The sequence below is a fragment of the Erythrobacter sp. genome (assembly GCF_036351135.1).
Lineage (GTDB): Bacteria > Pseudomonadota > Alphaproteobacteria > Sphingomonadales > Sphingomonadaceae > Erythrobacter.
Genome location: NZ_JAZBON010000001.1, coordinates 60,926 through 78,250, shown reverse-complemented (window position 1 = coordinate 78,250; position 17,325 = coordinate 60,926). Strand labels below are relative to the sequence as shown.

Annotated in this window: 19 protein-coding genes; 8 read left to right on the top strand and 11 right to left on the bottom strand. The window is 66.5% G+C overall.

Annotated elements, in window-relative coordinates; translation table 11 throughout:
• Positions 1 to 218: 218 nt before the first annotated feature.
• The 3 genes from guaB to V2I30_RS00415 all read right to left on the bottom strand — a co-directional run bounded on the left by guaB (position 219) and on the right by V2I30_RS00415 (position 4,075).
• Positions 219 to 1,679 (bottom strand): IMP dehydrogenase, encoded by a 1,461-nt coding sequence (guaB, locus tag V2I30_RS00425; protein ID WP_330660080.1) that lies wholly within the window; start codon positions 1,677 to 1,679, stop codon positions 219 to 221.
• 129 nt (positions 1,680 to 1,808) lie between these two features.
• A complete protein-coding gene (locus tag V2I30_RS00420; protein ID WP_330660079.1) occupies positions 1,809 to 3,326 on the bottom strand; it encodes a M20/M25/M40 family metallo-hydrolase in 1,518 nt (505 codons plus the stop codon).
• Positions 3,323 to 4,075 carry a 3-hydroxybutyrate dehydrogenase gene (locus tag V2I30_RS00415; protein ID WP_330660078.1) on the bottom strand — a complete coding sequence of 251 codons (753 nt, stop codon included), beginning with the start codon at positions 4,073 to 4,075 and terminating at the stop codon, positions 3,323 to 3,325. Before V2I30_RS00415 ends, V2I30_RS00420 begins: the two co-directional genes overlap by 4 nt.
• Before the next feature lie 137 nt (positions 4,076 to 4,212).
• Here V2I30_RS00415 and ypfJ point away from each other — a divergent pair, with 137 nt between their 5' ends.
• Together ypfJ and V2I30_RS00405 are read left to right on the top strand one after the other, a co-directional pair.
• Positions 4,213 to 5,073: a KPN_02809 family neutral zinc metallopeptidase gene (gene ypfJ / locus V2I30_RS00410; protein ID WP_330660077.1), complete on the top strand. Its 861-nt coding sequence runs from the start codon at positions 4,213 to 4,215 to the stop codon at positions 5,071 to 5,073.
• Complete coding sequence (locus tag V2I30_RS00405; protein ID WP_330660076.1) at positions 5,042 to 5,617, top strand: hypothetical protein; 576 nt, start codon at positions 5,042 to 5,044, stop codon at positions 5,615 to 5,617. Before ypfJ ends, V2I30_RS00405 begins: the two co-directional genes overlap by 32 nt.
• Before the next feature lie 41 nt (positions 5,618 to 5,658).
• On the opposite strand, the gene V2I30_RS00400 is transcribed toward V2I30_RS00405, so the two are convergent.
• Both V2I30_RS00400 and V2I30_RS00395 read right to left on the bottom strand, forming a co-directional pair.
• Positions 5,659 to 7,362, bottom strand: coding sequence for a M56 family metallopeptidase (locus V2I30_RS00400; protein ID WP_330660075.1), 1,704 nt, complete (start codon positions 7,360 to 7,362; stop codon positions 5,659 to 5,661).
• A complete protein-coding gene (locus tag V2I30_RS00395) occupies positions 7,359 to 7,772 on the bottom strand; it encodes a BlaI/MecI/CopY family transcriptional regulator (RefSeq protein WP_330660074.1) in 414 nt (137 codons plus the stop codon). Before V2I30_RS00395 ends, V2I30_RS00400 begins: the two co-directional genes overlap by 4 nt.
• A gap of 163 nt (positions 7,773 to 7,935) precedes the next feature.
• Here V2I30_RS00395 and V2I30_RS00390 point away from each other — a divergent pair, with 163 nt between their 5' ends.
• A complete protein-coding gene (locus tag V2I30_RS00390) occupies positions 7,936 to 8,616 on the top strand; it encodes a peptidylprolyl isomerase (protein ID WP_330660073.1) in 681 nt (226 codons plus the stop codon).
• Here the strand turns inward: V2I30_RS00390 and V2I30_RS00385 are convergent, their stop codons facing one another.
• Positions 8,617 to 9,606: a C13 family peptidase gene (locus tag V2I30_RS00385; RefSeq protein ID WP_330660072.1), complete on the bottom strand. Its 990-nt coding sequence runs from the start codon at positions 9,604 to 9,606 to the stop codon at positions 8,617 to 8,619.
• 189 nt (positions 9,607 to 9,795) lie between these two features.
• Here V2I30_RS00385 and V2I30_RS00380 point away from each other — a divergent pair, with 189 nt between their 5' ends.
• Entirely contained in the window at positions 9,796 to 9,975 is a 180-nt protein-coding gene (locus V2I30_RS00380) for a hypothetical protein (RefSeq protein WP_330660071.1), read from the top strand.
• Positions 9,976 to 10,105: 130 nt separating this feature from the next.
• Here the strand turns inward: V2I30_RS00380 and sdhA are convergent, their stop codons facing one another.
• Genes sdhA through sdhC form a run of 3 tightly spaced genes read right to left on the bottom strand, consistent with a single transcriptional unit; the run spans position 10,106 to position 12,738 of the window.
• Positions 10,106 to 11,959 (bottom strand): succinate dehydrogenase flavoprotein subunit, encoded by a 1,854-nt coding sequence (gene sdhA / locus V2I30_RS00375; RefSeq protein WP_330660070.1) that lies wholly within the window; start codon positions 11,957 to 11,959, stop codon positions 10,106 to 10,108.
• Positions 11,959 to 12,345, bottom strand: coding sequence for a succinate dehydrogenase, hydrophobic membrane anchor protein (gene sdhD, locus V2I30_RS00370; protein WP_330660069.1), 387 nt, complete (start codon positions 12,343 to 12,345; stop codon positions 11,959 to 11,961). Before sdhD ends, sdhA begins: the two co-directional genes overlap by 1 nt.
• 3 nt (positions 12,346 to 12,348) lie before the next feature.
• Positions 12,349 to 12,738 (bottom strand): succinate dehydrogenase, cytochrome b556 subunit, encoded by a 390-nt coding sequence (sdhC, locus tag V2I30_RS00365; RefSeq protein WP_330660068.1) that lies wholly within the window; start codon positions 12,736 to 12,738, stop codon positions 12,349 to 12,351.
• 125 nt (positions 12,739 to 12,863) lie between these two features.
• Between sdhC and V2I30_RS00360 the strand changes: the two genes are divergently transcribed.
• From V2I30_RS00360 to V2I30_RS00345, 4 genes are all read left to right on the top strand, one after another.
• Entirely contained in the window at positions 12,864 to 13,592 is a 729-nt protein-coding gene (locus tag V2I30_RS00360; protein ID WP_330660067.1) for an SDR family NAD(P)-dependent oxidoreductase, read from the top strand.
• A 66-nt stretch (positions 13,593 to 13,658) separates the two neighbouring features.
• Positions 13,659 to 13,952 (top strand): GIY-YIG nuclease family protein, encoded by a 294-nt coding sequence (locus tag V2I30_RS00355; protein WP_330660066.1) that lies wholly within the window; start codon positions 13,659 to 13,661, stop codon positions 13,950 to 13,952.
• Positions 13,953 to 14,003: 51 nt separating this feature from the next.
• Positions 14,004 to 14,912, top strand: coding sequence for a 50S ribosomal protein L11 methyltransferase (locus V2I30_RS00350; protein WP_330660065.1), 909 nt, complete (start codon positions 14,004 to 14,006; stop codon positions 14,910 to 14,912).
• A gap of 93 nt (positions 14,913 to 15,005) precedes the next feature.
• A complete protein-coding gene (locus tag V2I30_RS00345) occupies positions 15,006 to 15,677 on the top strand; it encodes an SDR family oxidoreductase (protein ID WP_330660064.1) in 672 nt (223 codons plus the stop codon).
• On the opposite strand, the gene V2I30_RS00340 is transcribed toward V2I30_RS00345, so the two are convergent.
• Together V2I30_RS00340 and V2I30_RS00335 are read right to left on the bottom strand one after the other, a co-directional pair.
• Positions 15,678 to 16,172 carry a CinA family protein gene (locus tag V2I30_RS00340; RefSeq protein WP_330660063.1) on the bottom strand — a complete coding sequence of 165 codons (495 nt, stop codon included), beginning with the start codon at positions 16,170 to 16,172 and terminating at the stop codon, positions 15,678 to 15,680.
• 2 nt (positions 16,173 to 16,174) lie between these two features.
• Positions 16,175 to 17,296, bottom strand: a complete 1,122-nt coding sequence (locus V2I30_RS00335) for a serine hydrolase (protein ID WP_330660062.1) — start codon at positions 17,294 to 17,296, stop codon at positions 16,175 to 16,177.
• Between the last annotated feature and the right edge of the window lie 29 nt (positions 17,297 to 17,325).

Genomic DNA, 17,325 nt, shown 5'->3' with positions numbered 1-17,325 from the left:
TTCAACCGTCATCCCCGCGAAGGCGGGATTCCGCTTTTCTTCGAGCGCTGCGCGGACAGCCCCTTGGTCCCCGCTTTCGCGGGGATGACAATAGATTAAAATGTTCGCGCCGCATCTCGGTCGCGCAGCGTCCGCAAGGGCGACCGCCCGCCCGCAGCGGGCGCAGCTTCAGCTGCGCGTCTAGCGAGGACGTGCTCGCGGATGCGAGCACGTAAAGATTACCTCGTCGGATAGTTCGGCGCTTCGCGGGTGATGGCGACGTCGTGGACATGGCTTTCGGACAGGCCGGCGCCGGTTATCCGCACGAATTGTGCACGTTCGCGCAAATCGGCGATGGTGGCGGAGCCGGTATAGCCCATGGCCGCCTTCACGCCGCCGACCAGCTGGTGAATGACGTCGGCCGCCGGCCCCTTGAACGGGACCTGTCCCTCGATCCCTTCGGGCACGAGCTTTTGCGCCGAGATATCCTGCTGGAAATAGCGATCGGCGCTGCCCCGCGCCATCGCGCCGACGCTGCCCATGCCGCGATAGGCCTTGTAGGAGCGGCCCTGGTAGAGGAACACTTCGCCCGGGCTCTCCGCCGTGCCGGCCAGCATGGAGCCGACCATCACGCTCGACGCGCCCGCGGCCAGCGCCTTGGCCGCATCGCCGCTGGTGCGAAGGCCGCCATCGGCGATCACCGGAACGCCCGATTTCGCCGCTTCGCCGGCGCTTTCCATGATCGCGGTCAGCTGCGGCACGCCGACGCCCGCGACCACCCGCGTGGTGCAGATCGAGCCCGGCCCGATCCCGACCTTTACCGCATCCGCGCCCGCATCGATCAGCGCGCGCGTCGCTTCGGCGGTGGCGACATTGCCGGCGATCACCTGCACCGAGTTGGAGAGCGATTTCACCCGTTCGACTGCGCGCGCAACGTCGCGATTGTGACCGTGCGCGGTGTCGATCACCACCACGTCGACCTCGGCCTCGACCAACGCCTCGGTCCGCGCGAAACCGGCATCGCCCACCGTCGTCGCCGCCGCCACCCGCAGGCGCCCGGCGCCGTCCTTGGTGGCATTGGGATACGTCACCGCCTTTTCGATATCCTTCACCGTGATAAGGCCGATGCAGCGATAATCCTCGTCGATCACCAACAGCTTCTCGATCCGCCGCTTGTGCAGCAGCCGGCGCGCTTCCTCGCCGCTGGTGCCCAGGGGAACCGTGGCGAGGTCCTGCGTCGTCATCAGCTCGCGCACCGGCTGGGCCGGGTTCTCGGCAAAGCGCACGTCGCGATTAGTCAGGATGCCGCAAAGCTTGCCGTTCGCATCGGTCACCGGGATGCCCGAGATGCGGTTGGCTTCCATCAGCTCCTTGGCTTCGCCAAGCGCTGCATCGGGGCCGATCGTGATCGGGTTCACCACCATGCCGCTTTCGTAGCGCTTGACCGCGCGCACCGCGGCGCATTGCTCCTCGATGTCGAGATTGCGGTGAAGTACGCCGATCCCGCCGAGCTGCGCCATGACGATGCCCATATCGGCCTCGGTCACGGTGTCCATCGCGCTCGACAATACCGGGATGTTGAGCGCGATATCCTTCGTCAGCTGCGTCCGGGTGTCCGCCATGCTGGGCAAGACATTGCTCTCGGCGGGTCGCAGCAGGACGTCGTCGAAGGTAAGGCCGAGGGGAATGTCGGTGTGCACGAGGGGCTTTCTGCTTGGGAAGGACGGAGCGAATCGTGCACGTCCATGTAGAGCCGCCGGGCCGACTTATCCAGTGCGCGTCATCCGGTCATTCCCGAGACGAAAATCTCGCCGCCATTGGTCGCGCAATCAATCGCGCGCCGGATAGGCGCCAGGATAGGCCGAGGTGCTGGCGATCCGGGTGAGCAGCGCTTCGTGCAGCAATATGTCGTCGATCGCCCCGCCCAGTTCGAGACTGCGGCCCTCGTCGCCGGGCTTGTGATAGGCCTCGGTGAGATAGGGCCCGAGGACGAGCCGCGAGCCAAACGAGGTCGAGAGCAGCACCGTCGGCACCCCTTCGTCGAGCAAGACCCAACCGTCCTGCCGCTGCACGAAGGTTTCGGCAAAGTCGCGGTCTCCCAGCTCGCGGCCCTGTTCGCGCAAGGTCCGAAGGACGATTTCGTCGAGTGCGGTGCGCCCCTCGCCCACAAAGCCGACTGCGCTGCCCGCAGGCGCGACCGCAGCCGTGTCGAGATTGAAGGCGGCAACGATGCTGTCGAGCGGCATCGGGGGCCGCGCGACGAAGGCTTTCGCGCCAAGCAGCCCGAATTCCTCGGCGCTGGTGGCGAGGAACAGGATGTCGCGATCGTGCGGGCCGCTCGCGCCCAGCCGCCGCGCGAGTTCGAGCATCGCGGCGATCCCGCTCGCATTGTCGATTGCGCCGTTGCAGATCGGATCGGGCTTGCCGGGCGCGCATTCGCCCAAATGATCCCAATGCGCGAGCACCAGCACCGTGCCTGCACCGCGCATGGTGCCGGGAAGGAGGCCGAGGAGGTTGGCGCTGACAAATTCGCGGCGCTCGGTGCGCGCATCGATCGCGATAGTCGCTTCGAGTTCCTCGAACATGAAATCATCGCCGCGCGCCCGCTGGACCAACGCGTCCCACGCGCCCGCCGGCAATGCCTCGGCCAGCGCCTCGCGGGTCACGAATGCGGTGAAACGGTCGTTCGCCTCGCTTTGGAGCGCGATCCTTTCGCGGCCCAGCAGCGCCTCGACCTCGGCAATCTCTGCCTCGTTCTCGAGCACGGTCACGACCGCGGCGGGTCGCGCCTGAAAGACGTGGTCGCGCCGCGGCGAGTTGATAACGGGCCGCCCACGCATCACCACGATCCTGCCGATCATTGCTTCGGGAGGAACCTCGCCTGCATCTTCGCCGACGAAGACCACGCCGGTGCCATCGACCAGTGCGCGGCGCGAGCTCGTATAGGCGACGGCTTCGTCCGGATCGAAGGTGATCGAGCCCTTATTGGTGCGCATGGTGATGCGGCTTTCGAGCGGGATTGTGCTGACCAGCGGCACCGCTCCGCGCCAGGCGCTGCCCGGATCGTTGGTGCCGGAAACCAGTCCGGTCTCGGCCATGCGCTGCGAGAGGAAGGCGAGCGTGCGCTCTTCGCCTGGCGTCCCTGGCTTGCGTCCACCGAAAGCATCGCTCGCCAGCGTGGTGATATCGGCCCGCATCCGCTCGGCGATTTCGGCGCGTTCGGCGGCGAGCGGGTCGGGTTCGGGCGTGGTGGTGCAGGCGGCCAAGGCGCAGACGAACGCGAGCGACGCCAGCGCCCTCGCCCAGCCCAGCCGACTGCCGCGTTCAAACCGCCCCCGCGAAGTCATTCAGCCGTCCACCCCCCGTCGATGCTCCAGTTCGCGCCGGTCACGTTGCCCGCCTCTTCGCGGCAAAGGAAGACGGCGAGCGCACCCACTTCCTCGGGCTGGACGAATTTCTTGGTCGGCTGTTTGGCCAAAAGCACATCCTCGATGACCTTCTCGCGGCTCAGGCCCCGCGCCTTCATCGTGTCGGGGATCTGTCCCTCGATCAGCGGCGTCCAGACATAGCCGGGGCTGATGCAATTGGCGGTCACCCCACTGGTCGCCAGTTCGAGCGCGATCGTCTTGGTAAAGCCGGCGACCGCGTGTTTCGAGGCGTTATACGCGCTCTTGAACGGCGAGGCGGTGATCGAATGGGCGCTGGCGGTGTTGATGATCCGGCCCCAGCCTTTTTCCTTCATCGCGGGCACCGCGGCTCTGGTCGTGTGGAACACCGCCGACAGGTTGAGCGCGATCACCGCGTCCCATTTCTCGGGCGGAAACTCCTCCACCGGGGCGACATGCTGCATTCCGGCATTGTTGACCAGAATGTCGAGCGGGCCGACCTCCTCCATCATCCGCGCGATCGCGGCTGCATCCATCAGGTCGGCGCCGTTGTAATCGGCACCCAGTTCCTCGCGCAGCGCCGCGATCTCGCCCTCGTCGCCGAAACCGTTGAGCACGACATCGGCGCCCTCGGCGCGAAGCGCGCGCGCGATCGCCAGGCCGATCCCCGACGTCGATCCCGTTACGAGCGCGCGCTTTCCTGCCAGCATCGGGCACAATCCTTTGCATAAACCATTGAAGAAACAGATCGGGCGGTGCCATAGCGCGTCGCTGCCTTCAGCAAAAGCCCGCGCGGGGGCGCGGCGGCATAGGCTGCATCGGCGGCACCAGAGGGGAGAACAAAGGCATGCGTCTAAACCCGTTCGACACGTCGAAGATCAATGTCGGGACCACGGGCCGCGGGGGCCGTGCGGGGGCGGTGGGCGGCGTTGGCTGCGTCGGCATCGTCATCGCGCTGATCGGCGCGGTCGTGTTCGGGGTTGATCCGCGCCAGACGCTGGGCCTGATCGAAGGCGTGCAGCAGACCACCGCGACCACGCAAGCGCCGGCTAACGAGAACGAGAGCGCGATCTGTTCCTCCAACGCCTATGCCAGCGAGACCTGCGCCGCGCTGACCTCGCTCAACCAGACCTGGGCCGACGTCTTCGCAGACCAGGGCTACGAGTTTCGCCAGCCGACCCTGCGCTTTGCCACCAGCGAGCGCTTCAACACCGCCTGCGGCGCCGCGTCGACCGGCATGGGCCCGTTTTACTGTCCGGCGAACGAGACGATCTATATCGATGTCGGCTTCTACGATGAGCTCGCACAGATGGCCGGCGAACGCGGCGATTTCGCGCGGCTCTACGTTGTCGCGCATGAATTCGGGCACCACATCCAGACCATCACCGGCATCAGCGGCCAGATTCGCAGCGCGCAGAGCGCCGATCCGTCCCGCGCGAACCAGCTCAACGTGCTGATGGAATTGCAGGCCGATTGCTATGCCGGCGTATGGGCGGGCAAGAACCGCAATCTGCTGGAAGCCGGCGACATGCAGGAAGGCCTGCGCGCTGCGAGCGCGATCGGCGACGACACGCTGCAGCGGCGCTCGGGACGCGGGATCGATCCCGACACGTTCACGCATGGTACAAGCCGCCAGCGCCAGGAAGCATTGCAATTGGGCTTAAGGGGAGACGACCGTGCCTGCGACCAGATTACGCAAATCCGCTAAGGGCGTAGGGCTCGGCCTGACACTCGTCTGCGTGGCGAGCGCGATTGCCGCCCCCGCCGCCGCCCAGACGCGGCAGGAAGAACCCGACGCGATGGATGTGGCTCAAACCCCCTTTCGCGATCTCAACATCTCTTCGGAGGATATCGACCCGATCCTGCTCAAGGCTCTCGCGGACGTCTACGCAACCGAGGGCACGCAGAGCTGCGATGCAATCCATATGAAGATTGCCGAGCTCGACAACGCGCTGGGCGACGATTTCGATCTGCCGCGCGGCGACGATGGCGGCTTGAGCGTGGGCCGCGTGGCACAGAGCGTGGTCGGCTCGCTCCTGCCCTTTCGCGGGATTCTGCGCGAAGTGACCGGTGCCAATGAGAAACGGCGCGAACAGGAATTGGCGGCTGCCGCGGGGCTGGTCCGGCGCGGTTTCCTCAAAGGCGTTGGCCTGGCGCAGGGCTGCGATTATCCCGCCCGCCCTCGCGAGATCGTAGCCGTGGCGGCGGAGGACCAATCGATGGACGATCAGGTGAACCGCACAGGCGACTGAAGTATCGTGAGAATAATGGCGCCCGTTGGAATGCGGGCGCCCTAGCGCGTCTTGCGGCGCATTTCCTTGATCTCTTCATCGAGACTGCGCAGCACTTCCCTGCGGGTGTCGGCGGGCATCTCGCGGTTCTTCGCAATGCTATTGCGCGCCTGCTTCAGCCCATTGAGCGCTTGCTCCAGAATGCGCTCGCGGCACATCAGGACGGTGGCGGTGCCATCCTCGCGCTCGATCGTCTTGACGACGTCTTCGCCGCCATTCGCACAATGCATCTCGATCCGGGTAGTGCCGCGCAACCGGCCCTCTTCGGCCAGCGCGCGCGCGGCGAACGAGCGCTCGACGATTTCGGGCACGTCCTCAAGCACGCGCTCGGCTTCGGCTAGGCTTTCGCGCATTTCGGCCCTGATCTCGGCCAGCTCGGCCTCACTTAGCCCCCCGAGGTGACGGGAATGGAGCCGCGCGAACACTTTCGCGTCGTCCCTTGCCCGTAATGCCTTGCTGATCCGCTCGCCGTCCCTTGAGATGAATATTCGCGGACGGGCGTCGACGCTGGGCGTTTCGACCTTATCGACCTGCACATCGATATCGGGGTCGGGGTCGGACCAGCGGCTCGGCGCGGTGTCAATATCGGGATCGATGATGACGATCGCGTCTTCTCCCGTCTCTTCTCCATCTTGGAGCGCCTCGTCCTGGCTCGCGAACGAAGCGAGCGGCGCGGCGGGCGCTAGCGGCGCGGTGGGCGCAGGCGGCGCGAGGGGCGGTGCGGGAGGCACTTCGCTCGCTGCATAGCTGATCGAGGCGGTCGCCGGCAGGGCGACGACGGCTGCCCCCAGCATCAATCGTCCGGCTATGCGGCGGCGGAACGTGGCGCGGTTCATCCTGAGGCTCCTCAAACGGTGAATGATCGACTTGTCGCCGAGCACCGGACAGGCCATCGGCGCGGCCAGGGCAACATTGGGACCGGCGGCAAAGCTGACGATGAGGCTCGCATAGGCCTGGCGTTCCTCGCGCGGCGCGTCGGCCATGACGCGCGCGTCGCAGGCTGCCTCCTGATCGCGCCGCAGCGCCAGCCAGCCATAGAGCGCCAGCGGGTTCCACCAATGAATAGCAAACAGCGGCTGGACGAGGAAATTGACCAGCAGATCGCCCGCGCGGTGATGTGCCAGCTCATGCGCCAGCGCGAGGTCGCGCGCCCGGCGGTCGGGCTGGGCGAGGAAACCGGGCGGCAGGGCGATCACCTTGTCGCGAATGCCGAGCGCCAGCGGTGCCTCGGTCCCCGAGGTCTCGACCAGCCGGATGCGTCCGTCACGGCCTACTTCGCGGCCCTCTTCGAGCAGTTCGGCGCGCAGCTGGAAATAGGCATCGAAGCGCCGGTAGAGAAAGACGAGCGCGCCGCCGAGCCAGACGGTGAGAAGCGCGGCGAGCACGAGCTGCATATCGAGAATTGCGGCCCCCGCTTCGGCTTCGGGGAGCGGAACGGGTGGCGCTGCAATCAGTGTCGGGTTCGCAACCGGCAGGGACGAAGCCGGCAGCAAGGCCAGCTCCCCCGCCCCGCCGCCCGCCGCTTCGGCAGGCTTCATCCAGGCGGGCAGTTCGATCGGCGGCAGCACCAGTCGCAGCGCGGGGATCGCCCACAGCCCATAGGCGACCTGCGGACCGAACAACCGCGCCACCGGGCGGCGCACGAGAAGGACCGCGGCGATCAGCACACCGGTCCAGACAAGCGTTTCGAGCAGCCAGTCGGTCATTGCTTCAGCTCCTTCAGCAATGCCTCGATTTCGGCGAGATCGTTATCGGTCAGCGCTTCGCTCTGCGCCAGATGCGCGACCAGCGATGCGGCGCGCCCGCCGAACAGGCGATCGACCAGCCGGCGCGATTCGCCGCCGACATATTCGTCGCGCGCGATCACCGGACTGTAGAGATAGCGGCGTCCATCGGGCCGGGTTTCGATCGCGGCTTTCTGAACCAGCCGCGAGAGCAGCGTCTTGACGGTGGCGAGGCTCCAGTCACGGGTCTCGCAGACCGCCTCGCAGACATCGGCGGCGCTGGCGGTGCCGCGATCCCACAGGACCTCCATCACCGCATGTTCGGCCTCGCTGATGCGTTCGCGGCCAAGGCCGGACGATCTGGCGTCGCTGTCATTCGGGCTTTTGCTCATAGGGGTCCCTCCACCACCGTCGGCATTGGCATCGGCACGCGCAATCGGCATATCGCTACGATTACGCCCGTAGTCATATCGACTACGCCTGTAAACATTGCGCCCGGATGAACAACGCCGCTCGCCGCTTGCTTCTCTGCGAACGGTCGATAGACCCGGATGAATGACATGGAACCTATCCAGCGCTGCCCCCGGAGCGATCGTCTCGATCGCGCTCGCTCTCTCCGCCGCGCCGCTTGCCGCGCAGGACACGCCGACGGGTGAACCGAGCGTCGAGGCAAGCGAGACCTTCGAAACCGTCGACGTCGTGCTCGACACCGCGATGGGTCCGATCACCATCGCGCTCGAGACCGAGCGCGCGCCGATCACCGCGGGCAATTTCCTGCGCTATGTCGAGGAGGGGCGCTTCGACGGGACCGTGTTCTACCGTGCGATGCACCTGGATCGCGGCGAAGGGCCCAACGGCCTGCTGCAGGGCGGCACGCAGTGGGATCCGACACGCGTCCTGCCCGGCATCGCGCACGAGCCCACCACCCTCACCGGCCTCAGCCACACCAGCGGCGCGCTCTCGATGGCGATGGGCGAGCCGGGGACCGCCAATGGCGACTTCTCGATCATGATCGGCGACCAGACCGGGCTCGACGCCAACCCTTCCGCCGAAGACCCGGTCTGGCAAAACGGCTACGCCGTGTTCGGCTATGTCACCGAGGGAATGGACGTGGTGAAGGCGATCCATGCAGGCGCAATCGACCCCGACAAGGGCGAAGGCTGGATGAAGGGTCAGATGCTGGCGCAGCCGGTCACCATCGTCGAGGCGCGCCGGGCCGAGTCCGCGGCGCCCTGATCACTCGCCCACCGCCGGGCGGCCGACCGGTGCGCTCGCGGTGCGCGGCATGTTCGCCTCGAGCTCGCTCAACCATCTCTCGGCGCCCGCGCCGATCATGCTTTGCGGCAGCGAGGCGAGCAGCCGCCGCTCGCTCTCCCATTTCGCGATCGTGCGGCTCGCCTCATGCGCCGCCTCGCGCAAGGGTTGCGGCCGGCGCAGCGCGCGATTGATCAGCGCGTCGCCGAAAAACGTCCAATCGTTCTCGGGATCGCAGCCGAACGAGGCGCGCTCGGCCGCCGCCGCGGTGAGGATCGCGGTCTCGGGTCCGGCCAGCACTGGCACGAAGACGCCGGAGAAACAGGCGCTCAGGATCAGCAGCCGCCGCTCAATCCCGAGCTCGTCGAACACCGATTTGAGCCGCGCAGGCGAGAGAATACCGTAGCCGGTGTCGCCGTAATGATAGGAGAGGCCAAGCTTCACCCCATGGCTCGTCGTGTAGAGCACCAGCACGTCTTCACCCGGATCCATGATTTCGGCGATATGACCCAGGCTCAACAGCAGGCTGCGGATCGAGCCGTGCGGGGCATCGTCGCGCACACCGTCGGGCCCTGCCAGAACCAGCGATCGCCCCGCCCCGTCATAACGCGCCGACAGCACAAGCGCCGCCTCGCGGGCCTCGCGCGCGAAGACCGGATCGCTGTCGAGAGCGATGCTTACGATATAGGCATCGACCACCCCGGGCCGCGGCGGGGCGATGGCGCCAAGCGCCGCATCCAGCCGCCGCCGCTGCTCCATCATCTCGCGCACCGGCAGCCCGCGCTGGAGATGCGGCGCCTGTTCGAAGCTCGCGATCACTTCCTCGCGCGTCTCTCCCTGGCCGAGATTGGGGAATGGCTGGGTGTGCGCGGGCGGCTGCGCGTCTTCCGCTTGCTGTGCTGCCGCCGGGTGGAGCGCGAGCGCGAAGATCGCCGTCAGCGTGGCGAGGAGGGACGAGGCGCGGCGGAGCATTCGCGCCGAACCATCCGCGAGGCCGCCGCTAGCGTCAAGAGGCGCCCGCAAACGCCCTTCATTTGTATCGAAGCGACAATTGTGGTCCCATCCATTGTATCGAAGCGACAATCTCGCGCGGCTGGCCAAAAACTACAAGCGGCCCGCGCGATTCGCCTGATACATGCTGCGTCAACGAGGAGAACGAGCATGGACGAGTTTCAGGAAAAAGAGCGCCGCAAGCGGAAAGAGGCTCCCGAAAGTCGGCCCACCGCACGTCCCGCGATGGCCGGGCTGTTCGGCCTGCGCGGCGCGGCAAACGCTCCGGCGGGCGGATCAATGCCTGACGGAAAATGCCACGATTGCGAGTTGGTCATGACGGCTGCCTGACGTCACTTCGCGCGCCTCTCGGGGGGAGGGGCGCGCGAAGGAAGCGCCCGCAGGCTGCATCCGATCCGCAGCCAGCCGGCGAGCAGGCCCGCGACAGCCCTATCAGGGCGCTGTCGCGGGCCGTTTTCGTTCAATAGACCCGCGCCTTGGGCTCGATATAGGTCACGTCCTCGGTCAGCGTGTATTCGTGAACCGGGCGATAATCGATGCGGATGTTCGAGCCGCGTCCGCCCCAGCCATCGAACCAGGCGACGGTGTGCTTCATCCACTCGGCATCGTTGCGGTCGGGATAATCCTCATGCGCGTGCGCGCCGCGACTTTCCTTGCGGTTGGCGGCGCTCGCCATCGTCACATTCGCCTGCGCCATGAGGTTGTCGAGCTCGAGCGTTTCGATGAGGTCGCTATTCCAGATCAGCGACTGGTCGGTGACGTGGATGTCCTCCATCCGCCTGTTCTGCTCGGCGAGCAGTTTGACGCCTTCGTCCATCAGCTCCTGATCGCGGAACACTGCGCAGTGCTTCTGCATCGCCTTCTGCATATCACTGCGAATGGCCGCGGTGGGCGAGCCGCCATCGGCATAGCGGAAATGGTCGAGCCGGGTGAGCGCCATGTCGGCGCTGTCCTTGGGCAGTTCGGGCTGGCTGGCGCCGGGCGTCAGATTGTCCTTGAGGTGCAGGCCGGTCGCGCGTCCGAAGACGACGAGGTCGATCAGCGAGTTAGAGCCAAGGCGGTTCGCGCCGTGGACCGATACGCAGGCCGCTTCGCCCACGGCGTAGAGGCCGGGGACCACATGGTCGGGATTGCCATCGGGGCCGATCGTCACCACGCGCCCGTGATAGTCGCACTGTATGCCGCCCATATTGTAGTGGACGGTCGGCGTAACGGGCAGCGCCTCGCGCGTCAGGTCGACGCCGGCGAAGATCTTGCCGCTTTCGGTGATGCCCGGCAGGCGCTCGGCCAGTACCTTGGGATCGATATGGTCGAGGTGTAGGTGGATGTGATCGCCATCTTCGCCAACGCCGCGCCCTTCGCGCATTTCGAGTGCCATCGAGCGGCTGACGACGTCGCGGCTGGCAAGGTCCTTCGCGCTCGGAGCATAGCGCTCCATAAAGCGCTCGCCTTCGGAATTGGTGAGGTATCCCCCCTCTCCGCGCGCGCCCTCGGTGATGAGCACGCCCGCGCCGTAGATGCCGGTGGGGTGGAACTGGACGAACTCCATGTCCTGCAGCGAGAGCCCTGCGCGCAGCACCATGCCGCCGCCATCGCCGGTGCAGGTGTGGGCGGAGGTCGCGGTGTAGTAGCAGCGGCCATAACCGCCCGTTGCCAGCACGACGCTTTGCGCGCGAAAACGATGGATGGTGCCATCGTCCAGGCACATGGCCATCACGCCCACGCACTTCTTCTCGCCGCCCTCTTCGCTCATGATAAGGTCAAGCGCGAAATACTCGATGAAGAAGTCCGCGTCGTATTTAAGGCTCTGCTGATAGAGTGCGTGGAGCATCGCGTGCCCGGTACGGTCGGCGGCGGCGCAGGTGCGCTGGACCGGCGGGCCCTCGCCCATATTCTGCATGTGACCGCCGAAGGGCCGCTGGTAGATCGTGCCGTCTTCGTTGCGGCTGAAAGGCACGCCTGCGTGTTCGAGCTCGTAGACCGCCTGCGGGGCCTCGCGCACGAGATATTCGATCGCGTCCTGGTCGCCCAGCCAGTCCGACCCCTTCACGGTGTCGTACATATGCCAGGTCCAGTGATCGGGCGTGTTGTTGCCCAGGCTTGCCGCGATGCCGCCTTGCGCCGCGACCGTGTGCGAGCGCGTTGGGAAGACCTTGGAGATGTTCGCCGTGCGCAGCCCTGCCTCGGCGGCGCCTGTCGTTGCGCGAAGGCCCGACCCGCCCGCGCCCACGACGACGACGTCATAGGTGTGGTCGATGATCTTGTAGGAACCGGTCAGCGAAGGACCGGGATCGTTTGCTGGCGTGGTAGCCATCAGGCTGCTCCTGTAAGTGCGAGGCTGGCGACGCTGAAAATCGCGAAGGCGCCGCCGCCGAACGCGGCGAGGTTGAGCGCGGTCAGAAGCGCGAATTTCGATCCGGGCTCGTGAATGTAGTCCTCGACGAGCACCTGCAGGCCGAGCCGTGCATGGTAGAACACGCTGAAAACGAGCAGGATCATCGGCACCGCCGCAATCGGCTGCGCCAACCAGCCCGCGACCGTCGCGTAGCTATAGTCGGGAAGCATCACGAAGCTGGCGATAAGCCAGGTCATGAGGATCAGATTACCCGCCGCCGTGGTGCGCGCGGCGAGCCAGTGATGTGCGCCCTCATGCGCCGAGCCGAGCCCGCGCACGCGGCCGATGGTGGTGCCGTTACCCATCGCTTAGATCCCCTTCACGAAGAGAAGATAGGCCCACAGCGCCACCGTCAGCACGATGGCGATGACTGGCGAAGCGATCGACCAGAAACGATTGGTGTCGAGCTCGTAGCCCGCACCGATATCGAGCACGAAGTGCCGCAGCCCGCTCATCATGTGGGTGAAGAACGCCCAGGTGAGCCCGGCGAGCACGATATAGCCGATCGGCGACCCCAGGACGCTGGCGAAGGTCTCGTACGCCTCCGGCCCGCTCGCCAGCGCGCCCAGCCACCAGACCAGCACGGCAAGCCCGACCAGCGCCATCCCGTCGCCCGTTACCCGGTGCAGGATCGAGACCAGCATGTGCGGTCCCCACCGCCATATCTGAAGGTGCGGCGAAAGCGGTCTTTGGCTCATGATTGTCCCATAAATCGGTAATTGCCCCCGCTCTCACTTAGCGCATGACGCTCTTCGCGCAAGCCCGGCGGCGCTCGACTTCACTTGCAAAAAATCCGATAGGGCTTTCGCATGGGACACATGCGATGAGATACGTGCTCGTTACCGGATCGAGCCGCGGGATCGGCGCGGCCACACACGCGGCGCTCGAGGCGCGCGGGGTGCGGGTGATCGGACATGCTTCGAGCGAGGGCGCGGACCCCGCCATTATCGGCGCCGATTTCGCCGATCCGATGGGGGCGCAGACGCTGTGGAACGCGGCACTCGAACAGGCCGATGGGCAGATCGCCTGCCTCGTTAACAATGCCGGGCTTTTCGCGGCAAATCCGCTGGACGCCTCGGACATCGAATGGCTCGATGCGTGGGAAGACACGCTTCGCATCAACCTAACCGCCGCCGCGCAGCTCAGCCGGTTCGCCGTGCGCCACTGGCAACAGCGCGCTGCCGACGCGGACGGTGTGCGCGGGCGATTGGTTCATGTCGCCAGCCGCGCCGCCTATCGCGGCGACAGCCCCGCGCACTGGCACTATGCCGCGGCCAAGGGCGGCATGGTGGCGATGCACAAGACGATCGCGCGCGCCTATGCCGGCGCGGGCATCCTGAGCTACGCCGTCACCCCCGGCTTCACCGACACCGCGATGGCCGGTGACTATCTGGAAAGCCGCGGTGGACCTGGCCTGCTCGCCGACATTCCCCTCGGCCGCGTGGCCGAACCGGAGGAGATCGCGCGTATCGTCGCCTTCTGCGCCCTCGACGCGCCGCCGAGCATGACGGGTGCGGTGATCGATGCAAATGGGGCCAGTTTCGTGCGGTGAGGGGATGGTAATGGACATCCCGCCCTTACCCGTCGCCCCCGCGAAAGCGGGGGTCCCGCTTTCGCGATGACGAAAGAGGGTTGGGTCTACATGATGAGCGATCGATACCGCGGCGGCATCTACACCGGTGTCACCAGCGACATCGCATCGCGGGTAGCGCAACATCGCGAGGGGACCGGTTCGCAATTCGTGAAACGCTACGGCTTCACGCGGCTCGTGTTTGTTGAAAGGCACGACACGATCGAGGATGCGATCAAACGCGAAAAGGCGATCAAGAAATGGCGACGCGCGTGGAAGATCGAACTGATCGAAAAAGCCAATCCCGATTGGCGAGACCTTTACGAACATCTAAACCGGTAGAAAGCGGGACCCCCGCTTTCGCGGGGGCGACGAAGGATGCGTTCGAACCTAGTGCCCACCACCTACAAACTCACCGCCTACGCACCCAAGCCTCTCATCCAGGCCGCATTGCTGACGCATGACGAGGTCGAGGACTGGGACCCGGACCTCGTCATCGCCGGCCGCGAGGTAAGCGAGGATCGGCTGGGCGACTGGGTGCTGGAGGCGTGGTATCCGCGCCGGCCGGGTGCAGCGCAGAAACGCGCGCTGGCGGGGCTGTTCGAAGGGGACGCGCCCGCGATCCAAGTGGAGAAGCTTGCCGAGGAGGACTGGCTTGCGCTCAGCCAGCAGGGCGCGAAGCCGATCCGCGCCGGACCATTCTACGTTCACACGCCAGACTACCCGGCGATCGAAGGCGCAATCAACTTCGCCATTCCCGCCGCGCAGGCTTTCGGCACCGGACAGCATGCGACCACCGCGGGCTGTCTCGAAATGCTCGCCGCGATGAAGGCGAGCGGCATGCGCGCGCGGGCCATCGCCGATATCGGCACGGGCACAGGGCTGCTGGCCTTCGCGGCGCTCAGCCTGTGGCCCCCGGCACGGGTCACCGCTTCCGACATCGACGCGGTGTGCGCCGAGGTGGTCGCGGACAATGCCGCGATGAACGACGTCGCGCTGGGCGCGCGGGCCGACGAGCTTACCATGGTGGTCGCGCCGGGGCTCGAGGATCCGCTGCTGACCGTGCGCGGTCCCTACGACCTGCTGATCGCCAATATCCTGGCCGCGCCGCTGATCGAGCTGGCCGAGGATTTCGCCGCCGCGACGGCGCCGGGGGCGAGCCTGCTCCTCGCGGGCTTGCTGCACGGCGAGCAGGAGGCCCAGGTGCGGCGCGCCTATCGCCGCGCGGGCTTTCGCCTCGCGGCGCGGCTCGAACGCGGGGACTGGGCGATCCTATGGCTGCGCCGCCGCCGCCGGTGGTAGCGGCGATCCCGGCGCCGGCGGAACCGATCGCAGCGACCAACGCTTGATTGGTCGAGACGCGAACCCCCTATTCTATCCGAAGGAACATCCCCCATGGCCAAGACCATCCTCATCACCGGCGCCTCTTCCGGTATCGGCGAAGCGACCGCGCGGGCCGCTGCGAAGGCGGGCTGGAATGTCGCGCTTTGCGCCCGCTCGAAGGACAAGATCGAAGCACTGGCCGATGAGATCGGCGACACCGCCCTCGCCCTCCCCTGCGACGTAACCAAGCTGGACGAAACCAGGCAAGCGCTCGACAAGGCCACCGAGCATTTCGGCGGCGTCGACGCGGTCTATGCCAATGCCGGCACGGGCGTCGAGAAACCCGGCGTCGAGACCGGCGATCCGCAGGAATGGCACGACATGATCCACGTCAACATCCTCGCCGTGCTCTATTCAGCCCACGCTGCGATCCCGCATTTGAAGAAGACCAAGGGCCATTTCCTCGTCACCGGCTCCAAGGCCGGCCGCGACACCTTCAAGGGCTCGGTTTATTCAGCGACCAAGCATTTCGTCCACGGCTTCGGCGAGAACCTCGCCGAGGAAATGCGCGAATGGGGCGGGCGGGTGACGGTGATTGCACCGGGGATGGTCAACACCGCCTTCTTCGACGAGCCCAAGCCGAGCAAGATCCAGCCCGAGGATGTGGCGAATGCGGTGGTCTACGCGATCTCGCAGCCCGACACGGCGGCGGTGCGCGAGATCTATATCATGCCCAACGACTGATCACGCCTCTGTGGCGAGGACCCGCACGGCGAGGTCCAGCGCGTTGTGGGTGAAGGCCGTCATATTGGCGATCCGATCCTCGCTGCCGGTTTCGATTCCCGCGGTCCAATCGCCATCCGGCCCGGCGATGGCGGCGATGCTGCGACCCGAGGCGACGCCCATCGGATGCCGGCTCGCCCCCGCAGAGCCGCTTTCGGCCAGACCCCAATCGGCGCCCAGCCGGTCGCGGATCGCGCGTGCCTGTAGCAGGGCGTAATCTTCGGTAACCGAGCGCATGCCGTCATAGGCGCAAGCCGGCAGGTCGAACAGCACGTCGCGCGCCCGCAGCGAATAGACCACCCCGCCTCCGACGTAGAATTCGAGCGCGCCCGGTACAGTCAGCAGGCTGGCGGCGATCAGACCGCCCGTCGCGCCGTCGGCAACCGCGATTTTCTCGCCCCTTGCCCGCAGGCCGTCGGCGATGCGCGCCGCCTTGGGGTGAAAATCGTGCAGCAAACCTAGGACGGCTCGCTGCCGCGCGCCGCCGCCAGTTGCGGCTCGCTTTCGTCCCGGCGCGCGCGGTCGAATTCGGCGACCGCGGCGGTCACCGCCTGCATCATCTCCATGCGCGCAGGGGTAGGCTCGCGGGTGCGCCCGATCATCACTGCGACCGCATAGTCGCGGCCTTCGGGCGAGGTCAGAATGCCGACATCGTTGTAGCCCGATTGCTCGCCGTCGAAAAACTGGCCGGTGCCGGTTTTGTGCTCGACGCGCCAGCCTTCGGGCGCGCCCCCTTTAAGACGCCGCGGTCCGCTGCGGGTCGCCTCCAGCGTGTCGCGCAGCGCCTGCGTCGAGGCCGGGCTCAGCAATTCGCCGTTCGCCAGCCGCGCGAGCGCCCGCGCAATGGCGAGCGGCGTCGCGCCGTCGACCGGATCGGCGAGATAGCTCTCGAAGGCGTCACGGCGCACGTCCTCGGGAACCTGGTCGCGCGCCTGGTAGAATTCGTTGCCGTAGGAATAGCTCTGGCGCCATTCGAGCCCGGCGATTGCGCTTTGCTTGGTGCGTTCGTCGAGGCCGAAGCGCACGCCTTCGATGTCGTTATCGTCGAGCCAATCCTGCACTTCTTCCGCGCCGCCGACGCGGCGCAGCAGGCGATCGTTGGCGGCATTGTCGCTGCGGGTGATGGCGCGCTGCAGCAGGTCGGCATAGTCGCTGGTGAAGCTGCCGCGCGTGCGCACGATCTCGCGGATCGGCTGGTGGAACAGGACGAGGTCCTCGCGCCGGATAGTCACGCCTTCGTCCAGGTCGAGTTCGCCCGCATCGACCTGCGCGAGCGCCACCATCGAGACCCACAATTTACTGACCGATTGCTGCGGCAACATCTCATGGCCGTCGAAATCGTAGGCATAGCCGGTCTCGGCGTCGACCACCGCGATCCCGACCTCGCCGTCCAGCCCGGCGCCGATCTCCTCCAGCCGCTGTTCGAAGGCGCGTTCCTCGGGCGTCTCGATCCGCTCCTCCATCGCCAGCATCACCCGGCTCGCCGGCTCGCCGCGCTCTGGCCTGACGAGAAACGGCAGGGCGATGGCGAAAGCGAGGAGCGGCAGGATGAGCCACAAGAAGCGCGCGGGGATCGACATATCGTTTGCAACGGGCTGCCTGCGCGATG